The 18,532-nt window shown below is 54.2% G+C and carries 13 protein-coding genes and 1 pseudogene; 10 read left to right on the forward strand and 4 right to left on the reverse strand.

What is annotated here, in order from left to right; all coding sequences use genetic code 11:
* Position 1 precedes the first annotated feature (1 nt).
* The 4 genes and pseudogenes from BRW62_RS02505 to dnaJ all read left to right on the forward strand — a co-directional run bounded on the left by BRW62_RS02505 (position 2) and on the right by dnaJ (position 4,327).
* On the forward strand, positions 2 to 493 hold the full coding sequence (locus tag BRW62_RS02505; RefSeq protein WP_099798146.1) for a YajQ family cyclic di-GMP-binding protein: 492 nt from the start codon (positions 2 to 4) through the stop codon (positions 491 to 493).
* A gap of 17 nt (positions 494 to 510) precedes the next feature.
* Positions 511 to 1,086: a DUF2854 domain-containing protein gene (locus BRW62_RS02510; RefSeq protein ID WP_099798147.1), complete on the forward strand. Its 576-nt coding sequence runs from the start codon at positions 511 to 513 to the stop codon at positions 1,084 to 1,086.
* Positions 1,087 to 1,224: 138 nt separating this feature from the next.
* A pseudogene (gene dnaK, locus BRW62_RS02515) lies at positions 1,225 to 3,182 on the forward strand (molecular chaperone DnaK).
* 17 nt (positions 3,183 to 3,199) lie between these two features.
* Positions 3,200 to 4,327, forward strand: a complete 1,128-nt coding sequence (gene dnaJ, locus BRW62_RS02520) for a molecular chaperone DnaJ (protein ID WP_198406121.1) — start codon at positions 3,200 to 3,202, stop codon at positions 4,325 to 4,327.
* Positions 4,328 to 4,552: 225 nt separating this feature from the next.
* Here dnaJ and BRW62_RS02525 read toward each other — a convergent pair whose 3' ends face one another.
* Positions 4,553 to 5,746, reverse strand: coding sequence for a GNAT family N-acetyltransferase (locus BRW62_RS02525; protein WP_099798149.1), 1,194 nt, complete (start codon positions 5,744 to 5,746; stop codon positions 4,553 to 4,555).
* 241 nt (positions 5,747 to 5,987) lie between these two features.
* On the opposite strand from BRW62_RS02525, the gene BRW62_RS02530 reads away from it, so the two are divergent.
* Complete coding sequence (locus BRW62_RS02530; protein WP_099798150.1) at positions 5,988 to 6,878, forward strand: Ycf66 family protein; 891 nt, start codon at positions 5,988 to 5,990, stop codon at positions 6,876 to 6,878.
* Between the two features lie 160 nt (positions 6,879 to 7,038).
* Here the strand turns inward: BRW62_RS02530 and BRW62_RS02535 are convergent, their stop codons facing one another.
* Positions 7,039 to 7,251 (reverse strand): hypothetical protein, encoded by a 213-nt coding sequence (locus BRW62_RS02535; protein WP_099798151.1) that lies wholly within the window; start codon positions 7,249 to 7,251, stop codon positions 7,039 to 7,041.
* A 221-nt stretch (positions 7,252 to 7,472) separates the two neighbouring features.
* Here BRW62_RS02535 and purL point away from each other — a divergent pair, with 221 nt between their 5' ends.
* The 3 genes from purL to BRW62_RS02550 are packed head-to-tail and all read left to right on the forward strand — an operon-like array spanning position 7,473 to position 13,066.
* Positions 7,473 to 9,758 carry a phosphoribosylformylglycinamidine synthase subunit PurL gene (gene purL, locus BRW62_RS02540; RefSeq protein ID WP_099798152.1) on the forward strand — a complete coding sequence of 762 codons (2,286 nt, stop codon included), beginning with the start codon at positions 7,473 to 7,475 and terminating at the stop codon, positions 9,756 to 9,758.
* Positions 9,759 to 11,210 (forward strand): amidophosphoribosyltransferase, encoded by a 1,452-nt coding sequence (gene purF, locus BRW62_RS02545; RefSeq protein WP_099798153.1) that lies wholly within the window; start codon positions 9,759 to 9,761, stop codon positions 11,208 to 11,210.
* On the forward strand, positions 11,210 to 13,066 hold the full coding sequence (locus tag BRW62_RS02550) for a S9 family peptidase (RefSeq protein ID WP_099798154.1): 1,857 nt from the start codon (positions 11,210 to 11,212) through the stop codon (positions 13,064 to 13,066). Before purF ends, BRW62_RS02550 begins: the two co-directional genes overlap by 1 nt.
* A gap of 347 nt (positions 13,067 to 13,413) precedes the next feature.
* On the opposite strand, the gene murJ is transcribed toward BRW62_RS02550, so the two are convergent.
* Positions 13,414 to 14,979, reverse strand: a complete 1,566-nt coding sequence (gene murJ, locus BRW62_RS02555; RefSeq protein WP_099798155.1) for a murein biosynthesis integral membrane protein MurJ — start codon at positions 14,977 to 14,979, stop codon at positions 13,414 to 13,416.
* A 118-nt stretch (positions 14,980 to 15,097) separates the two neighbouring features.
* Between murJ and obgE the strand changes: the two genes are divergently transcribed.
* Together obgE and BRW62_RS02565 are read left to right on the forward strand one after the other, a co-directional pair.
* Entirely contained in the window at positions 15,098 to 16,105 is a 1,008-nt protein-coding gene (obgE, locus tag BRW62_RS02560; RefSeq protein ID WP_099799801.1) for a GTPase ObgE, read from the forward strand.
* A gap of 63 nt (positions 16,106 to 16,168) precedes the next feature.
* Entirely contained in the window at positions 16,169 to 17,458 is a 1,290-nt protein-coding gene (locus BRW62_RS02565) for a sensor histidine kinase (RefSeq protein ID WP_099798156.1), read from the forward strand.
* A gap of 45 nt (positions 17,459 to 17,503) precedes the next feature.
* Here the strand turns inward: BRW62_RS02565 and BRW62_RS02570 are convergent, their stop codons facing one another.
* Positions 17,504 to 18,514, reverse strand: a complete 1,011-nt coding sequence (locus BRW62_RS02570) for an ABC transporter permease (protein ID WP_099798157.1) — start codon at positions 18,512 to 18,514, stop codon at positions 17,504 to 17,506.
* Positions 18,515 to 18,532 lie beyond the last annotated feature (18 nt).

Here is an 18,532-nt window from a genome sequence, read left to right on the forward strand (position 1 = left end):
CATGGCAAGTACGTTTTCCTTTGATGTTGTGAGTGATTTTGACTGGCAAGAGTTGGTCAATGCCGTTGATCAAACGGAACGAGAAATTAAGACTCGCTACGATCTTAAAGACACCAAAACGACGGTGGAACTGACCAAGGAGGGGCTGACTATTCAAACTGATAGTGAGTTTACGCTCACAGCAGTGCATACAATCTTGCAGCAGAAGGCTGCCAAACGGCAACTTTCTCTAAAAATATTTGACTATGGTGCGGTGGAGACGGCTAGCGGTAGCCGTGTCAAGCAAGTCATTCAATTGCGTAGGGGTATTAATCCTGAGCTGGCGAAGGAAATTAGTAAGCTCATTCGGACTGAGTTTAAGAAGGTGCAAGCCTCAATTCAAGGAGATACCCTAAGGGTTACAGCTAAATCTAAGGATGACTTGCAAGCGGTAATTCAACGCTTAAAGGGGGCAGACTATCCGGTGCCATTACAATTTACGAACTACCGTTAGGGTCACAACTGAAGACTATGCTAGGTTCATTTTCCTTGGGCACCGTTGGCTTACTTGTTGGTTCGCTGCTGACAGTGGTGGGGGTCGTTGCCTATGCAACTGGGAATGCCACTCTCAATCTCGCTGGGTTCTTTTATGGTGTGCCGTTGCTATTGGGGGGGCTGGCACTGAAGGCTGCAGAACTTAAACCTGTCCCCTACCGTGAGCTACCGACGGCTGAGGTAATTGCTGCGCGATCGCAGGCAACGCCAACACAAACACAAATTCGCAAGGATGTGACTCGCTATCGCTATGGCCAAGAGGCACATCTAGACAGTACGTTGGCTAGTTTGGGACTGAGTCCGTCGGAGGATGAGCGTCCAGTTTTGGTGGCGATCGCGGAAGCCTTGAGAAATGGAGCCTACACCTTAATTTTAGAGTTTGATTCGCCGGCGGTTCCCCTTGAGGTCTGGCAGTCTAAGCAACTGAAAATGGAAACATTCTTTGGTCCTGGGGTTGCTGTAGCCATTGAAGCGTTAGGAGACAACCGAGTGCAAGTGGCGCTGATCCGGCACTCGGTGGTAACAGGTGTTACAGTTCAGCAAGATTCCTAGTAAATATCATTTTTCAGGATTAGGGTGCTACCATAGCATCATTATTGGGGCAATATAACAGGTAAAGATGAATTTCGCTGGGTCGAAGTCATTACTTGGTCTTGGAAAACAGATTTCGGAAATAACTCATTTGCGGCTATGGGTAAAGTCATTGGCATTGACCTCGGAACCACAAACAGTTGTGTGGCTGTTTTAGAAGGGGGTAACCCAGTTGTCATTCCCAGCGCTGAAGGTGGTCGAACAACACCAAGTATCGTTGCTTTTGGTAAATCGGGCGATCGTCTTGTTGGTCAGCTTGCGAAGCGCCAAGCGGTGACCAATGCTGAAAATACCGTGTTTAGTATTAAGCGCTTTATCGGTCGTCGCTGGGACGAAACTGCTCCGGAACGGGCACGAGTGCCCTATACCTGTGTTCCGGGGCGTGACGGTACGGTGGATGTGCAAATTCGCGATCGCACCTACACACCCCAAGAAATTTCGGCCATGGTGCTGCAGAAACTCAAGCAAGATGCAGAAGCGTACTTGGGGGAGACTGTGACCCAAGCAGTCATTACTGTGCCTGCCTACTTTAGTGATGCCCAGCGCCAAGCCACCAAAGATGCTGGGGCGATCGCCGGCCTTGAAGTCATGCGGATCATCAACGAACCCACTGCTGCCGCCCTAGCCTATGGTGTTGACAAACAGGATCAAGATCAAAAAATTCTTGTCTTTGACCTTGGGGTGGCACCTTTGATGTGTCTATTCTCCAGCTAGGGGACGGCGTTTTTGAAGTCTGCGCCACTGCTGGTAACAACCACCTCGGGGGCGATAACTTTGACGAGTGTATTCTAGACTGGCTGCTGGCAACCTTCAAAGAACAAGAAGGCATTGATCTGTCCAGCGATAAGATGGCACTACAGCGATTGCGCGAAGCCGCTGAAAAAGCCAAAGTCGAGCTATCTGGTACCCTTTGCACCTCCATTAACCTCCCCTTTATTACAGCGGATGAAACCGGACCGAAGCACCTTGAAATTGAACTCACCCGCAGTAAATTTGAAGAGCTTTCGGCACACCTGATTCAAGCAACCCTTGAGCCAATGCAGCAGGCACTTGCCGATGCCGGTCTCACCGTTGAGGATATCGATCGCGTCCTCTTGGTAGGTGGCTCAACCCGCATCCCAGCCATCCAAGAGTTAGTGAAACAGTTTTGTGGCAAGCCCGCCGATCGCTCCGTCAACCCTGACGAAGCCGTTGCTGTTGGTGCCGCCATCCAAGGGGGAATTCTTGGCAAGGAAACCACGGTTAAAGACTTACTGCTGCTGGATGTGACCCCCCTTTCCCTAGGTTTAGAAACCTTGGGCGGCGTATTCACAAAAATCATTGATCGCAATACGACTCTGCCCACCAGCAAAACCCAAAGCTTTTCAACGGCAGCGGATGGTCAAACCGTGGTTGAAATTGCTGTCTTCCAAGGAGAGCGCCCCATTGCCCGGGACAATAAGCAACTGGCCTGTTTTGAATTAACGGGCATCCCCCCTGCTCCCCGAGGTGTGCCCCAAATCGATGTCACCTTTGATATTGATGCCAATGGCATTCTCAGTGTTTCAGCGGTTGATAAAGCCACAGGTCGCCAACAGAGTGTTCGCATTACCAACCGTGGCGGCCTCAGCAGCATGGAAATTGAGCGGATGCGCCAAGAAGCCGCAATCTATGCTCAGGCTGACGAAATAAAAAAACAAGTGGCAGAACTGCGCAACCAAGCAGACGCCCTGCTTTACAGCTACGAGTCAACCCTGAAAAACCACGGTATTAGCTTGCCTGCAGATCTGCGATCGCGCATTGAGCCAGCAGTGCAAAGTATGAAGGCAGCCATGGTGGATGACAGCATCACCCCCGATGAAATTCGCAAACGCATGGAGGTACTCCAGCAGGCGTTGGTAACCCTTGGCACCGTGGTTTATCAACAAACTGCCGGGGGATCCGTCATGGCACCTACCCCTACAATGGCAGGCGGATCAACCATTAGCTCCCAAGCAACCCAAGTTTTAGATAGTGATGCCACAGTAATCAGCGATAATGAAGATACGGTTGTTTCAGATTATGAAGCTGTTGATTAATTTAGGTAACTGTGGCTATGGCTCGTGATTTCTATGAGATATTGGGTGTCTCGCGTTCTGCCGATGCCGAGGAATTAAAGCGAGCTTATCGGCGTCTAGCCCGTAAATATCACCCCGACGTCAATAAAGAGGCAGGCGCTGAGGAAACCTTTAAGGAAATCAACCGCGCCTACGAGGTATTGTCGGATCCCCAAGCCCGCGCCAACTACGATCGCTTTGGGGAGGCCGGAGTGACTGGAGCAGCTGGCTTCAGTGACTTTGGCGTTGGCGATATGGGAGGCTTTGCCGATATTTTTGAAACCTTCTTTGGCGGCTTTGGCACAGGGGTCGGTACAACGGGTCGTCGCCGTCCGGGGCCAACCCGTGGCGATGACCTGCGCTACGACTTGAGGTTGGACTTTCGAGAAGCTATTTTTGGTGGCGAAAAAGAAATTCGCGTCAATCATCTAGAAACCTGTCAAGCCTGCAAAGGCAGTGGTGCCAAGCCTGGCACTCGCCCTGTTACCTGTAGTACTTGTAACGGTGTGGGTCAAGTTCGACGCTCAACCCGCACCCCCTTTGGGAGTTTCACCCAGTTGAGCACCTGTCCCACCTGTGGGGGGTCTGGCTCGATGGTGGAAGATCGGTGCGAGGCCTGTGGTGGCCAAGGACATATTCAAGTCAGTAAAAAGTTAAAGATTACAATTCCAGCAGGGGTTGATACCGGTACGCGGTTGCGGGTGTCGGGGGAAGGGGATGCTGGTCAACGCGGTGGGCCTGCAGGGGATCTGTACGTTTACTTGTTTGTAGAGCCTGATCCCGAGTTTCAACGAGATGGCAACAACATTCTTTCACGGCTTAAAATTAGCTACTTGCAAGCGATTCTAGGGTGTCGGGTCATGGTTAGCACTGTGGATGGTGAGGCAGAGCTAACCATTCCAGCCGGAACCCAACCAGGAACAGTGCTTACCTTGGAAGGTCATGGGGTACCACGGGTGGGTAATCCGGTGGCGCGGGGCGATCACTTAATTACAATTGAGGTGGAAATTCCTACCCGTATTAGCCATGAGGAACGAGAACTTCTAGAAAAATTAGCGAAGATTCGTGGTGAGCGCCTTGGGAAAGGCGGCCTTGAAAACTTTTTAGGGGGTCTCTTTGGCGGCTAGGGTAACGCCCCTGCCTACCGCTACGCGGAAGCAAGCCAGCAGGCATGGGGACTATGTCAACAACTGTTGTGATTGCTTGATTGTAAACTGCTCTTGATCCCTCGAATTCGCTCAAAACTTAATGGTTCTGCTCAACTAACTTGTTCAATACTGCATCGCTGTTTATGTATCGACTTTCAATATTTCTGTCTCCATGCATAATCTTTGATTTGGGTGGAGAGGATGTCAACGTTGTTTCATTGGTAATTCGCTATTGATGGCTTCAATGCGGTCTTGCTCTGCGGCATTCATGTGGTCAAGGTAGTGATCAAAGATCTGGGCAAGGCGCGGCTCATAAAATCGATGGAGGCTGTAGTTGGGCGTTGCCGGAAAGCCGCGGCGTTTCTTGTGGCTGCCGCCAGCGCCGGGATCAAACCGCTGGATACCGTTGGCGATCGCCCACTCAATCGGTTCGTAGTAGCAGGTACTAAAGTGCAAGCAGTCAATATCTTGCCGTGTGCCCCAGTAGCGACCGTAAAGCTGATCTCCCTTGGTGACACAAAAGGACATGGCCGTAGGCTGGTGGCCTCCTTGGCTTGGGTAGGCGGCAAACAACACTAGGCGGTGCTGATAGCGATCGCTGAGGGCTTCAAAAAAATCTCGGGTGAGATACTTGCTGCCCCACCAGCCAAATTTGTCGCAGGTATCGGCATAGAAATCGTACATTTGCCGCAACAGCCGCCCAGTAACGTCATTGCCATGGTGGACCCGAAAGGTCAGTTCCGCTTGGGCAACGGCCTTGCGCTCCCGCTTGATATTACGGCGTTGGTTGGCATTAAAAGCCGCTAAGTAGTCCGCAAACGTCTGGTAGTTGTGATTGTGCCAGATGTAACTGTGGTGTAGCCATGGCTGATAGCCATAGGCTGTGGCGTAGGGCATCCACTGCGGATCCACGTAGAGAAAATGGCAACCAGACAGACGATGATGGGCACAAAGGCGATCGATTTCGTGGAGCATCACCTTCGTAAGGAAGGCCACATCCGCCTCGGCAGCCATCAAAAAACGATAGCCTTCTGCGGGGGTGAAGGGTGCCATACCCAACAGCTTCGGATAGTAACGCACCCCCAGCCGTTCCGCTAGGTCGGCCCACTGATGATCAAAAACAAACTCCCCTTGACTATGGCCTTTGATGTAGAGGGGCGCTGCCGCTACTAATTCACGATTCTTTTGGGGTGTCTCTTGCCACACCAGTAAATGGTGCGGTAACCACCCCGTTTGGGGTGTTGCGCTGCCGGATGCCTCAATTTGATGGAGCCACTCCCACTCAAAAAAAGGGGTCTTGAGAGGCAACGCAAGGGCATCCCATTGCTCTTGGGGCACCTTTGCAATGGCATTGACCCACTGAATCGTTAAGTTAGCAGCCAGTTCCGCCTTAGCCATACCCTTGAGTGCAAAAGCATCTGTTGTACTATAGCAACTTGCATCTTCAGACCATACGTGTGGCGCTCATTGCCTCCGGTGCGTCGTCGAGGCGGCAACCCCTTATTCTGCTCGAAATCCGTGGACAATCACAAGAATAAATTCTTGCAGAGGTGAATTCACTGCGGTGTAAGGTAGAAGGTTAAGACCCCCAATGTGCGACTAGGGGGTGCAGCCGCCGTTATCTTGCTGAGGACTGGGAATGCTAACAAATCTACTGGCTTGGAGTCTGGCGATCGCCAGTTTAGGCTTGTACTTATCCGGGTTCTTTTTGCCAGAGTTGTACCGTAAGTTTGATTTGGCAGCCAGTGGTGCCGGTCTCTTTTTTGCCTTGACCTTGTGGATCTACGGCGATCGTGTCAATGGTGGTTTACTTTTGGGTACTACCGCAGGGGTTGCCCTAATTCTCTGGTTTGGTTGGCAAACCTTTCAGTACCGCTGGCAACTGACCCACCCTAGCGATCGCACCGATACCCAAAAGGCAAAAGCGCTCTGGCAACGCATTCAAACATTGCTTCCAGAAGGTACGCTAACCCAGATCAAAGACCGTGTCCAACGTCTATTCAGTGGTGCCGTAGCAAAGGACAAAGACAAAGGGATAGCCGCTGCACCACCTACTGCTCCCAGCTCAGAGCCGCTGATGGATACAAGTTCTGATATGAAGGAGGACTTGTGGAGCGAAAGCCAAGCCAGCAGCACCTTACCCACGAATGTTGAGACAGTGTCCCCAACCGCAGACGCACCAGCAGAGTCAACTGTTGAAGACTCACCATCCACAGCAGCAACAGCCGCACCACCCAGTGAGCCAGAACAGCCACCGGCCACCCCAGACCCAGAGCGTGCAGAGCTAGCGGATGCTCCGGAGAACACGCCAGTATCAACCCCCGTCACTGACGAGTCTGCGGGTTTAGCGGATTTAGAGGTAGAGGAAACCCCTGCATCAGCGGTAGATCTCATCAATGACATTCCCGACAACAGCGACGAAGAAACCCCCACCACAAGCATTGAAAATCCAGAGCACTTGTCATTTCCCACGGATAGCTCTAGTTCACATGAAGGTGAGTCATGGCCTCCTCCGGGCACTAGCGTATAAAAGGGCACTCAGAACCCAGTTCAGGATTCTGCTGCCACCGGCACGTGAATGGATAAAGGAGTCGTGCCTCCTCCTCAAGGGTCTTAACACAAAACTGGTTGAGGATCACTGGGTAGGAGTTGTCAGAAGATGTCATGCTGTGGCTCGAGAGTGTAATGCGCTAGGGGCGATCGCCAACCATGTCGCGAATCAGCATCAACCGTGATGAAATATAAGTTTCCAGATGAGACCGTTGGCTCTGTTCAAGGGGATAGGTATCACTAAAATGGTTGAGGAGCCATCGCTGCAATGCACAATCATCTAAACTGAGCAAAATCCCCACCTGAGTCTGCTCGACAAAATACCAAAACTGCCGTAGTAGAGAGGGGGTCATCGTCACTCTCCTTTAAGATTTTCTTTATAATCTCTACTTTACGTCCCTCCCTTTAGATGCGGGGGTGATGTGGTCAAGATGCAATTAAAGTTAGCGATTCCACATGAACTAATGTAAAGATTTGCTACGACACTTGACAAATGGCCTGAGTTGAAATGGTTCGTGCTGTTCTGCCACCCATGGCACAATCAAAACATAGCCTCTGAGATATGAGATAGCTGATGAGCCACTCTCCCCTTGTGACGGATGCGGATATTGCCGCTGAAGGACTGAAGCCTAACGAATACGATGAAATTGTTCGCCGTTTAGGGCGGCATCCCAACCGTGCCGAATTGGGTATGTTTGGGGTGATGTGGTCAGAGCACTGCTGCTACAAGAACTCTCGCCCCCTGCTCAAGCAGTTCCCCACTCAGGGAGAGCGGGTCTTGGTTGGGCCTGGGGAAAATGCTGGTGTGGTGGATTTGGGAGATGGCCTTCGCTTGGCCTTTAAGATTGAGTCCCACAATCACCCTTCAGCCATCGAACCGTTTCAGGGAGCCGCCACGGGGGTCGGGGGCATTCTGCGGGATATTTTTACGATGGGGGCGCGTCCCATTGCCCTGCTGAATGCGCTGCGGTTTGGTGACCTGAAGGAGGCGAAAACCCAACAGCTTATCAAGGGGGTGGTGGCCGGCATTGCCCACTACGGTAATTGTGTGGGGGTGCCCACCGTAGGGGGCGAGGTCTATTTTGACCCCAGCTACCGCGGCAATCCTCTGGTGAATGCCATGGCCTTGGGACTGATGGAAACCCCAGAGATTGTTAAATCCGGTGCCAGCGGTGTGGGGAACCCAGTGCTCTATGTTGGCTCTACCACTGGACGGGATGGCATGGGGGGGGCCAGTTTTGCCAGCGCCGAGCTAACGGATGACTCCATGGGCGATCGCCCCGCAGTTCAAGTCGGAGACCCGTTTCTAGAGAAGTGCTTGATTGAAGCTTGTCTTGAAGCCTTTCAAAGCGGTGCGGTTGTAGCCGCCCAGGATATGGGAGCCGCGGGCTTGACCTGCTCCACCGCCGAGATGGCCGCTAAGGGAGGGGTAGGCATTGAACTCGATCTTGATAAGGTGCCAGTGCGAGAGCAGGGGATGGTGCCCTACGAGTTTTTGCTCTCGGAATCGCAAGAACGGATGCTCTTTGTAGCGGCCAAGGGTCGAGAAGAGGAGTTGCTGGCTATCTTCCACCGCTGGGGACTACAGGGGGTTGTGGTGGGTCACGTCATTGCCGAACCGGTGGTGCGAGTACTCTACCGGGGTGAGGTGGCAGCAGAAGTGCCTGCCCGCGCCCTTGCCGAAGATACACCCCTCTATACGCGCGAATGCCTCCCAGCCCCACCAGCCTATGTACAACAGGCACGGCAGTGGCAGCCAGAGCAGTTAGCATTGCCTAGCCAATCGTGGTCGCACGTTCTCCTGACGCTGCTAAGTACCCCTAGCTTGGCCTCCAAAGCGTGGGTATATCGCCAATACGATCACGAGGTGCAAAATAACACCCTTGTTTTCCCAGGGGATGCGGATGCAGCGGTGATCCGCCTGCGGGGCACCCACAAAGGGATTGCAGCTACGGTGGACTGTCCTAGTCGTTATGTCTATTTAGACCCCTACGAAGGGGGCAAAGCCGCCGTGGCTGAAGCCGCCCGCAACCTCAGTTGTGTCGGTGCAGACCCCCTAGCCGTTACTGATAACCTCAATTTTGGCAGCCCTGAAACCCCGGTGGGCTATTGGCAGTTGGCGGAAGCCTGCCGGGGCTTGGCGGACGCTTGCCGTGCCTTCAACACCCCCGTTACTGGCGGCAATGTCTCCCTCTATAACGAAACCATTGATAGTACCGGGCAACCCCAGCCCATTTATCCTACGCCAGTGGTGGGGATGGTGGGGTTGATTCCGGATCTGGCACGGGTGGTCGGTCAAGGGTGGCAAACCAGTGGGGATCTCATTTACCTATTGGGCTTGCCGCTGACGACACCGCTTAGCGATCCCCGCGTGACGTTAGGGGGATCGGAATATCTTGCCCAACTGCACGGCTGTGTTGCTGGTTGCCCGCCGCAGATTGATTTGCACCTAGAGCAGCAGGTGCAGGCGGCCTGTCGTTACGGCATTCATCAAGGCTGGCTGGCCAGTGCCCACGATCTGAGTGAGGGAGGGTTGGCCGTTGCCCTTGCGGAATGTTGCCTCAGTGGCCAGCGGGGAGCAAGCATTCAACTGCCGGAGGGGATTTACCCGCGCTGGGATGCTGTTCTTTTCGGGGAAGGGGGAGCGCGTATCCTTGTTTCTGTTACGCCAGCGCAACAAGTGCTGTGGGAGGCCTATTTGAGTGAGCACTTGCCGGACTACTGGACGCGCTTGGGTATTGTCAATGCTCAAGGGACAGAATTGTGCATTGACACCTGTGACAATTGCACCCTTATCAAGGTTACGATGGAGGAGTTGACCGCCGCATGGCGATCGCCCCTGCCAACGTACTTAGACTAGATGACTAACTCAAAACTGACCGATAAACCGGAAGAAGCCTGTGGTGTTTTTGGGGTGTATGCCCCCAATGCCGAAGTTGCCCGCCTTGCCTACTTTGGCCTTTACGCCCTACAGCACCGCGGTCAGGAGTCGGCAGGTATCGCCACCTTTGCGGGTGACACCGTGCACTGTCATAAGGACATGGGGTTAGTCTCCCAAGTCTTTGATGAGGAGATTCTCAACACATTACCTGGCGAGATTGCGGTAGGCCATAATCGCTACTCCACCACGGGTTCAAGCCGTATTGTCAATGCCCAACCTGTCTTGGTGCAAACTCGCCTTGGCTGGCTGGCCCTGGCGCACAATGGCAATTTGGTGAATACCTATGCGCTGCGGGAGCAGGTGTTAGCCTGTAGTGAACCCACGGCCGTATTAGCCAGCACCACAGACTCAGAACTCATTGCCTGGGCGATCGCTCAAGCGGTAGAAACCAGTCAAACCTGGCAGGAGGGTATTGTTTCTGCCGTGCAGCAGTGCCAAGGCGCCTACAGCTTAGTGATTGGCACGCCTGTCGGTCTCTTTGGTGTGCGGGATCCCCATGGTATTCGCCCCTTGGTCATTGGCCGCCTCCTCTCAGCCCCTGGGGCTGATCCTCACTACGTTCTAGCCTCTGAAACCTGTGCCCTAGATATTATTGGCGCAGACTATATCCGCGATGTGGAGCCTGGGGAAATTGTCCATATTACTGCCAGCACCATCAGTAGCCATCATTGGGCCGAGTCACAGCGCAAGCTCTGTATTTTTGAAATGATTTATTTTGCCCGCCCCGACAGCGTCATGCAGAGCGAGAGCCTTTATAGCTATCGCCAACGTCTTGGCCAGCAGTTAGGGCGCGAGGCACCGGTGGCCGCAGATGTTGTGATTGCTGTCCCCGACTCTGGGGTACCGGCAGCCATTGGCTTCTCCCAAGCCACGGGGATTCCCTATGCCGAGGGGCTGATTAAAAACCGCTACGTTGGCCGCACGTTTATCCAGCCCACCCAGTCCATGCGGGAGTCGGGTATTCGCATGAAGCTCAATCCCCTGCGGGATGTGCTGATGGGGCAGCGAGTGGTCATTGTGGATGATTCGATTGTCCGTGGCACCACCAGTCGCAAAATTGTCAAGGCACTGCGGGATGCAGGCGCGGTGGAAGTGCATATGCGTATTTCCTCACCGCCGGTGACCCATCCCTGTTTTTATGGCATTGATACCGATAACCAAGATCAACTCATTGCCGCGACCAAATCGGTGGCCGAGATTGCTGAGCAAATTGGGGTAGATTCCCTCAGTTACCTGAGTTGGCAGGGGATGATTAGCGCCACCTACGATACGGGCGATCGCTTTTGTTCCGCCTGTTTTACGGGGCAGTACCCCATTACCATTCCCGAGCCAGTGAAACGGCAAAAACTTGTCCTTGAACATATTCCCTAATGGTACAGACAGCGCCCTACGGGCAATGGGACTCCATTCTGACGGCAGAGCGCGTCAGTGCTGCCGCCACGGCGATCAGTGACTTACGTTCAACCCCTGCCGGACTCCTATGGCTAGAGCGCCGTCCCCAAGACCAAGGACGGGTGGTTCTGGTGAGCGAGCAGCAGGATCTTCTCATCCCTCCCTACAGTGCGCGATCGCGAGTGAATGAGTACGGTGGGGGTGCCTATTGGTGCCACGGTGATCAGATTTACATAGTCAACGATGCAGATCAGGGGATTTATCGGCTCTCTAGGCAGCAGCCTATCCCCCAACCTCTCTATCAGGCAGCCAATAGCCGCTTTGCCGATGGCTGTGTGCATCCGGTGAGTCGTTGCCTTGTCTGTGTTCAGGAGCAGCACCTAGAGCAGGGAGCAACGCAGCAGCAGTTGGTGGCTATCACCCCCACAGGAGACCTCACCCCCCTCGTGTACGGTGCTGGATTTTATGCCGCGCCCCGCTTTAGCCCTAGTGGCCAGACCTTAGTGTGGTTGCAGTGGTCACCTCCGGCGATGCCGTGGGATAGCTGTGAACTCTGGGGGGCAACCGTCACGGCGGATGGTACCCTTGGACTCCCTTACCGCATCGCGGGTGGGGCAACGGAAGCGGTGCAGCAACCTCAGTGGCAGGGAGAGACCCTCTACTACGTGAGCGATCGCAGTGGTTGGTGGAATCTCTACCGCTATCGCGAGGGGGTGCACGAGCCCGTATGGCAGGCTCCCTACGATGCGGGGATGCCTCCTTGGGTCTTTGGCCAGTCCACCTATGCCCTAGTGAACGCTGAAACTGCCGTCTTAACCTATAGCGATCGCGGGCTGTGGCGGTTAGCTCTTGTCTCCCTCAAGGATGGCAGTTGGCAGACCCTTGCGTGTCCCTACACCGAGATCCACGCCCTAATCCCTGAGACTGCTGAGCAAATTGCCTTTATTGGCAGCAGTCCCCAAGCTCCCCCCCAAGTGATCCGCTTTCATCTTCAGCACCAGCAGTGGTTACCTCTACCGTCCCAGGAACCAAGCCTCCCAAAAGAGTGGCTGTCCCAACCAGAGGTTGTTGAATTCCCCAGTAGCGAAGGAGCCATTGCCTACGGGTTTTTCTATCCTCCCTGTAACCCCGAGTATGCTGCCCCTGCCGGCATCTTGCCCCCTCTGATTGTCAAAAGCCATGGGGGGCCAACCGTCGCTAGTGGTACGGGTTTAGATCTACGCACCCAGTTTTGGACGAGTCGTGGCTTTGCGGTCTTAGATGTCAATTATGGCGGCAGCACCGGCTATGGACGTGCCTATCGCGATCGCCTGCGGGGACAGTGGGGAGTTGTGGACGTGGCGGACTGCGTGGCGGGAGCGCAATTTTTGGTAGCCCAAGGTCGAGTCGATGGTCAACGCCTTGCCATTCGCGGCAGTAGTGCCGGAGGCTTTACCACACTATGCGCCCTGACGTTCACTAACGTGTTTCGAGTGGGGGCAAGTTACTATGGGGTGGCCGATCTCATCGCGATCGTCCAAGACACCCATGCCTTTGAAGCCCACTATTTTGATTCCCTGATTGCCCCTTACCCTGAGAGGGCAGACCTCTATCGCCAGCGATCGCCCCTGTACCACACCGATCGCCTCACCTGTCCAGTAATCTTCTTCCAAGGGCTAAAGGATACGGTGGTTCCTCCCGCTCAAGCCGAACAGATGGTTGCCGCCCTCCAGGACAAGGGCATTCCGGTAGAGTACTACACCTTTGCCACCGAAGGCCATGGCTTCCGCCACGCCAGTACCATTGAAGCAACGCTGATAGCAGAGCTAGCGTTTTACCAGCGCTTTTTACTCTGACAATGTGATTCAGGTGGATCATGCCGCAGCGCATACGGCTGATAGTCTGACGATACCTGACAAGGTCATCTTGATTTTTCAGCCGCTGTATTGTCAACCCCATTGAGCGGGTCTGGCAAGACCTCAAACGGGATTTAGCTTGCATCTCTCTACAGCGGTTCTGCGATCGCTGACTCCATGGGATTGGATTGTCGATGCTCTATATGTAGCAGGTATTGAGAGAATTGATATTAGTGCAGTGAACCCTGCCCCATTGTGAACAGCGCAAATTTTACTGGCAATTAAACTCAGCCAAGAACTTTCTTAGCTCGCTCCTGCGGCTACTCAGAACATTACAGTGCTGGCTGCTAGGGCTTGTGCTTGGGCAGCACTTTCCGTATCTTGGCCAAAAAGAAATCCAGCTCTGGCAGCCTCAAGGGTGCAATGGCAATGCTAAATATGCCAAGACCCATACTGCCGGCGATCGCCAACTGCAGCAACTGGATCACCACCCCTTCGCGCCCCCACAGCCATTCCAAACCGTGAAGAGTGCCCCATGCCGTAAGACCACCGAGGCCACTGGCCAATGCCACCCCCAGCAGAGGCGGGACAAGCTGCCGCCACGGCAACCCCCCTAGGCGGCGTTGCAAAATCCAGACTAAGGCAATCAGCGAGACGGTATTTACCCCCACAGTAGCCATCGCTAGCCCGATCGCCCCAAAAGCATTGGTAAAGAAAAAACAAAACAGAGCATTAAAGGCCAATCCCCACAGCGTCACGTAAAGTGGAGTACGGCCATCCTCAAGAGCATAGAACACCCGCACAATCACATCCCGTGCCAAGTAAAAGAACATACCGATGGCATACACTAGCAACAGCGCTGCCACCAACTGAGAGGCAGCGAAATCAAAGGCGCGGCGTTCATAAACCACCCGTACCGCTGGCAATGCCAAGGCCGCCATAATGGCACCGAGGGGCATCATACTCAAAGCGGTCAGCACTAAGCTCTGACGAATACGCTCTTTGAGGTCAGACCACTGATCTGGGCGTGCCAGCCGCGAAAAAATCGGCATGTAGGGCACAAGGATGACGTTGGAGAGAATCCCCAAGGGAGTTAAAAACAGCAGTTGGGCATAGCTCAGGGCAGAGGCCGCCCCTACGGGTAACTGAGAGGCAAAAAAGAGGCTGATATAGACACTGATCAATAACATCCCCGACGAGAGGGTGGCAGGTCCCATCAGCCGGATGAGTTCACGCACCTCCGGGCGATTCAGATCAAACCGTAGCCGCAGGGTACCCATTCCCGCCTGCCACTGTGCCGGAATTTGCACCAGCCACTGCAATATGCCCCCTGCTAGCGTGCCCCACGCCAAGACCGCCGGCCCAAACGTATCCGCAAAAAACCAAATGCCGATAATTACGGTCAAGCTCGACAACAGGGGGCTAATAGAGGGCAGCCAGTACTGATCCGCAGCGTTGAGGGTGCCAAAGCCGATGCCAATCAACCCCGAAAGTACCGCCAAGGGAGCCATGATCCGGAACTGTTCTGCCGCTAGAGCCTGAATGTCGGGACTGGCACCGGGGGCAATGAGGTGCACCAGTGGCTCCGCAAAAAGCATTAGCAGTGCGGTCAGCAGTAGCAGCAGCCCCCCCACAACGGTGGTAATGGTTTCCACTAAGGGAGCCGCCTTTTCCGGTGGTTGCTTGAGCACCACGCTAATAATGGAACTGTGAAAGGGGCCGTTAATTCCGCCTAGGAGCACAAACAGAAACCCCGGAATCACGTAGGCGTAGCTATAGGCATCCACGGCTGCCCCCACACCAAACTCGGCGGCGATCGCCTGCTGTCGCACCAGACCGGCCAGCTTACTCAGGAGGGTGGCAATGGCAACAATCGTGGCAATGTGGGCAAGGGATCGTTGGGGTTTTTCCACGCGGTAGGCTAGCCTCGAGTCACTCGTTCGTCGGCGATCGTAGCAACGAATGCTCCCGCCGCATAGCCAAGGCAGCGATACAATGGAAATGCTGCGCTCAAACGTATCTGCGCTAGGGATGCAATTTATTGATCTTGCGGAAATTCATGTCAAAGGGGGGAAGGGGGGCGATGGCATTGTTGCCTTTCGTCGCGAGAAGTATGTGCCGGCGGGCGGGCCGGCGGGCGGCAATGGCGGCAACGGCGGTTCCGTCATCCTCAAAGCCGTGCCTCATCTGCAAACACTCCTAGACTTTCGCTATGCCCACACGTTCAAAGCCGAAGCGGGTCAGCGGGGTGGTCCGAGTAATCGTACGGGTGCTTCTGGCGCCGATCTCATCATTGAAGTACCCTGTGGCACCATGGTGTGGGATGCTGACACAGAAGAACTGTTAGGAGATTTAACCACCCCAGAGCAAACCCTACAGGTTGCCAAAGGCGGCAAAGGAGGGCTGGGAAATAAACACTTCCTCAGCAATCAACAGCGGGCACCGGACTATGCCTTACCGGGGCTAGAGGGCGAAGAGCGACACCTGCGCCTAGAACTCAAGCTGCTAGCTGAGGTGGGAATTATTGGCCTGCCCAACGCCGGCAAATCCACACTGATTTCCGTGCTCTCAGCAGCTCGGCCAAAAATTGCCGATTATCCGTTTACGACCCTTGTCCCCAATTTGGGGGTTGTGCGGCAGCCCAATGGCGATGGCACCGTCTTTGCCGATATTCCTGGCCTGATTGCGGGTGCTCACCAAGGAACCGGTCTAGGGCATGAGTTCTTGCGCCACATCGAGCGCACTCGACTCTTACTGCACCTTATTGATGCGACAGCAACGGATGTCATTGCCGCCTATGACACCATCCGCGCTGAACTGGTGGCCTACGGCCATGGTTTAGGCGAGCGTCCGCAAATTGTGGTGCTCAATAAAATTGATGCCCTTGACCCTGAGGCGAGCAATGAAACGCAGCAGGCACTCGCCACCCATATTTGCCAGCCGGTCTTTGCTATTTCTGCCGCCACCCGCCAAGGTGTGGAACCGATGCTGCAAGCGGTGTGGGCACAACTCAACTTGGCCACCCTGAGGAATGGCTAAGCTCTATTGGGCTGCCTCTGTGTCTAGTGGAGACTGGTTACCGTTACCCTAGAGTTAGGGATTATGTTTCGAGCGATTCAATGCCGTCTTGCCCTTTGGTACGTTGGTGTGACGGCACTCTTGCTATTAGTTTTTGCAACGGGCTTCTTCCTCTATGTGCGCGGCACCCTTATCGAACGGGTTGATGATACGCTCAGCCATGTGGTAGAGGTGGTCAGCCGGGCGTTGGTGATTGAGACGGGCACCGCAGAGGTCATTGATTGGCAAAAAAGTTTGGGAAGTGATCCCCTAACAAGCGCAGCCCTTGAAGATGACCACATTGATTTAGAGGGGTTTGACCCAAATCGGCAGTTAGCGTGGAGTACGTTTGCGGAACCGCTGAACCTACCCTTGCATTTGAGCCGCACCCCAGAAACAGTTCCGATGGGGGGCGATCGCTGGTTGCGGCAAATGACCGTGGCGTTGGTTGTGGGCGATCGCCTCTTGGGATATTTGCGCGTCAGCCACCCATGGTTTGAGGTTACTCAACCCAGTCAAGCGCTGCTGTGGGATTTGCTTTTGGGAGCTACGGTAGCATTAATTCTTGTCAGTATTAGTGGCTGGTTTCTTGCCCGCTTGGCGATCGCCCCGCTGCAGGAATCCTACGCCTACCTCAAGCAGTTTACAGCAGATGCGTCCCATGAACTGCGTAATCCCGTGGCACTGATCCAAACCAATGTGCAAGTAGCCCTAGCCACCGCTGATCCAGCAACGCAGCAGCAACAATTACAGGTGATTGAACGCCTCAGCCGCCGCCTTAGCCGCTTGGTGGATGATCTTTTGTTTTTAGCCCGACAGGAGAGCGGCATGGTGCCCTTGAACCCGCAGCCGTGCCACCTCGATGCATTGCTCTTAGCCGTTGTGGAGGAACAAGAGCCATTAATGCAGCAAAAAGCGATGGAACTGTGCCTTAATATTGCGGATCCCCCCGTAACCGTGCCAGACCAGCAAGCGTACTTCGTTTGGGGAAATCCAGATCATCTCAGTCGGTTGCTGACAAATATTGTGAACAATGCGGTGCAATATACCCTTGAGGGCGGTACCATTCACATCACCCTAGATCAACAGGGGAAGTATTACCGTGTTGTGATTGCTGACAATGGCAGAGGCATTCCGGCGAGTGAGTTACCCCGCTTGTTTGATCGGTTCTATCGTTTGCAGGGCACAGCATTACCGGGAACGGGGCTTGGGTTGGCGATCGCCCAATCCATTGTTCAGGCGCATCGGGGTCAAATTCAGGTTGAGAGTGAGGTAGGGCAAGGTACAAAATTTACAATTTTGTTACCGACACCAGCCAAGGATCGCCAAGGGTAGCGATAAGCTGCTGCTTTACCACGGTTGACCCAGCGCTAATGTGTACTAATCTGTAATGCGCGGATCTGCCCACCTCAGCAACAGATCCGCCAACACGTTGCCGATAATCAGCATCAGTGCCCCCATCATTAGGCTAGCCATCACCACGTAAATGTCCTGAGCGGTCACCGCCTGTAAAATTAAGCGCCCCAACCCCGGCCAGTTAAAGAAAAACTCGGCAATAAAGGCACCGCTCAACAAGCTAGCAAACTCAAACCCTAGGAGCGTAATCAGGGGGTTAATGGCATTGCGGAGGGCATGGACGTAAATCACCCGTGACTCCGGTAAGCCCTTGGCGCGAGCCGTTTGAATATAGTTTTGCCGCAGCACATCCAGCAAATTCCCCCGCATCAACCGCTGCAACCCAGCAAAGCTCGTCAAGGTCAACGCTAGGGTGGGTAAGATTAAGTGCCAGCCAATATCGAGCACCTTAGCCACCCACGGCAGGTCATCGTAGTAGAGGCTAGTCATGCCCCCCACCGGAAACAGCGGTGTACTCTGGGCTAAAAAGAGCAGCAACAGCGCCGTAATAAAGCTGGGAAAGCCTTGGCCAAGGTAGCTGAGAATCCGCAAGAGGCGATCGCTCCAGCGGTCTTGGTTGACGGCGGCCCAAATTCCCAAGGGAATCGCCACCCCCCACGTTAGCACAATGGAACTCAACGACAGCAGCAGCGTTGCCGGGAGCCGCTCCCACAACAGAGAGGCCACCGATCGCTGATAGACAAAGCTCGTGCCAAAATTACCATAGCGAATAATTTGCCACAGCCAACGCACGTATTGCTCCACTGGCGATTTATCTAGCCCAAACTGCCGCTCTAGCTCCTGCAACCGCTCTAGGGAAATTTGCGGATCCGCTTTGAGGTTATCTAGATAATTCCCAGGGGCTAACTGCATAATGGCGAAGCTAAGGGCAGAGGCCAGCAACAGTGTAATCAGGGCTTCCCCCAAGCGTTTTAGCAGCAGACGGGCAGTACCATCCCGAAGCGCGTTTTGGACGTGGCGGCTAACAGCGTTCAGCGTTATGGTCTCCTACTT

The sequence above is a fragment of the Thermostichus lividus PCC 6715 genome (genome assembly GCF_002754935.1).
Lineage (GTDB): Bacteria > Cyanobacteriota > Cyanobacteriia > Thermosynechococcales > Thermosynechococcaceae > Thermosynechococcus > Thermosynechococcus lividus.

What these genes read in the sequence shown, in the direction of transcription:
- BRW62_RS02505 (WP_099798146.1), top strand. Translation starts at nt 2, where the DNA reads ATGGCAAGTACGTTTTCCTTTGATGTTGTGAGTGATTTTGACTGGCAA.
- BRW62_RS02510 (WP_099798147.1), top strand. Translation starts at nt 511, where the DNA reads ATGCTAGGTTCATTTTCCTTGGGCACCGTTGGCTTACTTGTTGGTTCG.
- dnaJ (WP_198406121.1), top strand. Translation starts at nt 3,200, where the DNA reads ATGGCTCGTGATTTCTATGAGATATTGGGTGTCTCGCGTTCTGCCGAT.
- BRW62_RS02525 (WP_099798149.1), bottom strand. Translation starts at nt 5,746, where the DNA reads ATGGCTAAGGCGGAACTGGCTGCTAACTTAACGATTCAGTGGGTCAAT.
- BRW62_RS02530 (WP_099798150.1), top strand. Translation starts at nt 5,988, where the DNA reads ATGCTAACAAATCTACTGGCTTGGAGTCTGGCGATCGCCAGTTTAGGC.
- BRW62_RS02535 (WP_099798151.1), bottom strand. Translation starts at nt 7,251, where the DNA reads ATGACCCCCTCTCTACTACGGCAGTTTTGGTATTTTGTCGAGCAGACT.
- purL (WP_099798152.1), top strand. Translation starts at nt 7,473, where the DNA reads ATGAGCCACTCTCCCCTTGTGACGGATGCGGATATTGCCGCTGAAGGA.
- purF (WP_099798153.1), top strand. Translation starts at nt 9,759, where the DNA reads ATGACTAACTCAAAACTGACCGATAAACCGGAAGAAGCCTGTGGTGTT.
- BRW62_RS02550 (WP_099798154.1), top strand. Translation starts at nt 11,210, where the DNA reads ATGGTACAGACAGCGCCCTACGGGCAATGGGACTCCATTCTGACGGCA.
- obgE (WP_099799801.1), top strand. Translation starts at nt 15,098, where the DNA reads ATGCAATTTATTGATCTTGCGGAAATTCATGTCAAAGGGGGGAAGGGG.
- BRW62_RS02565 (WP_099798156.1), top strand. Translation starts at nt 16,169, where the DNA reads ATGTTTCGAGCGATTCAATGCCGTCTTGCCCTTTGGTACGTTGGTGTG.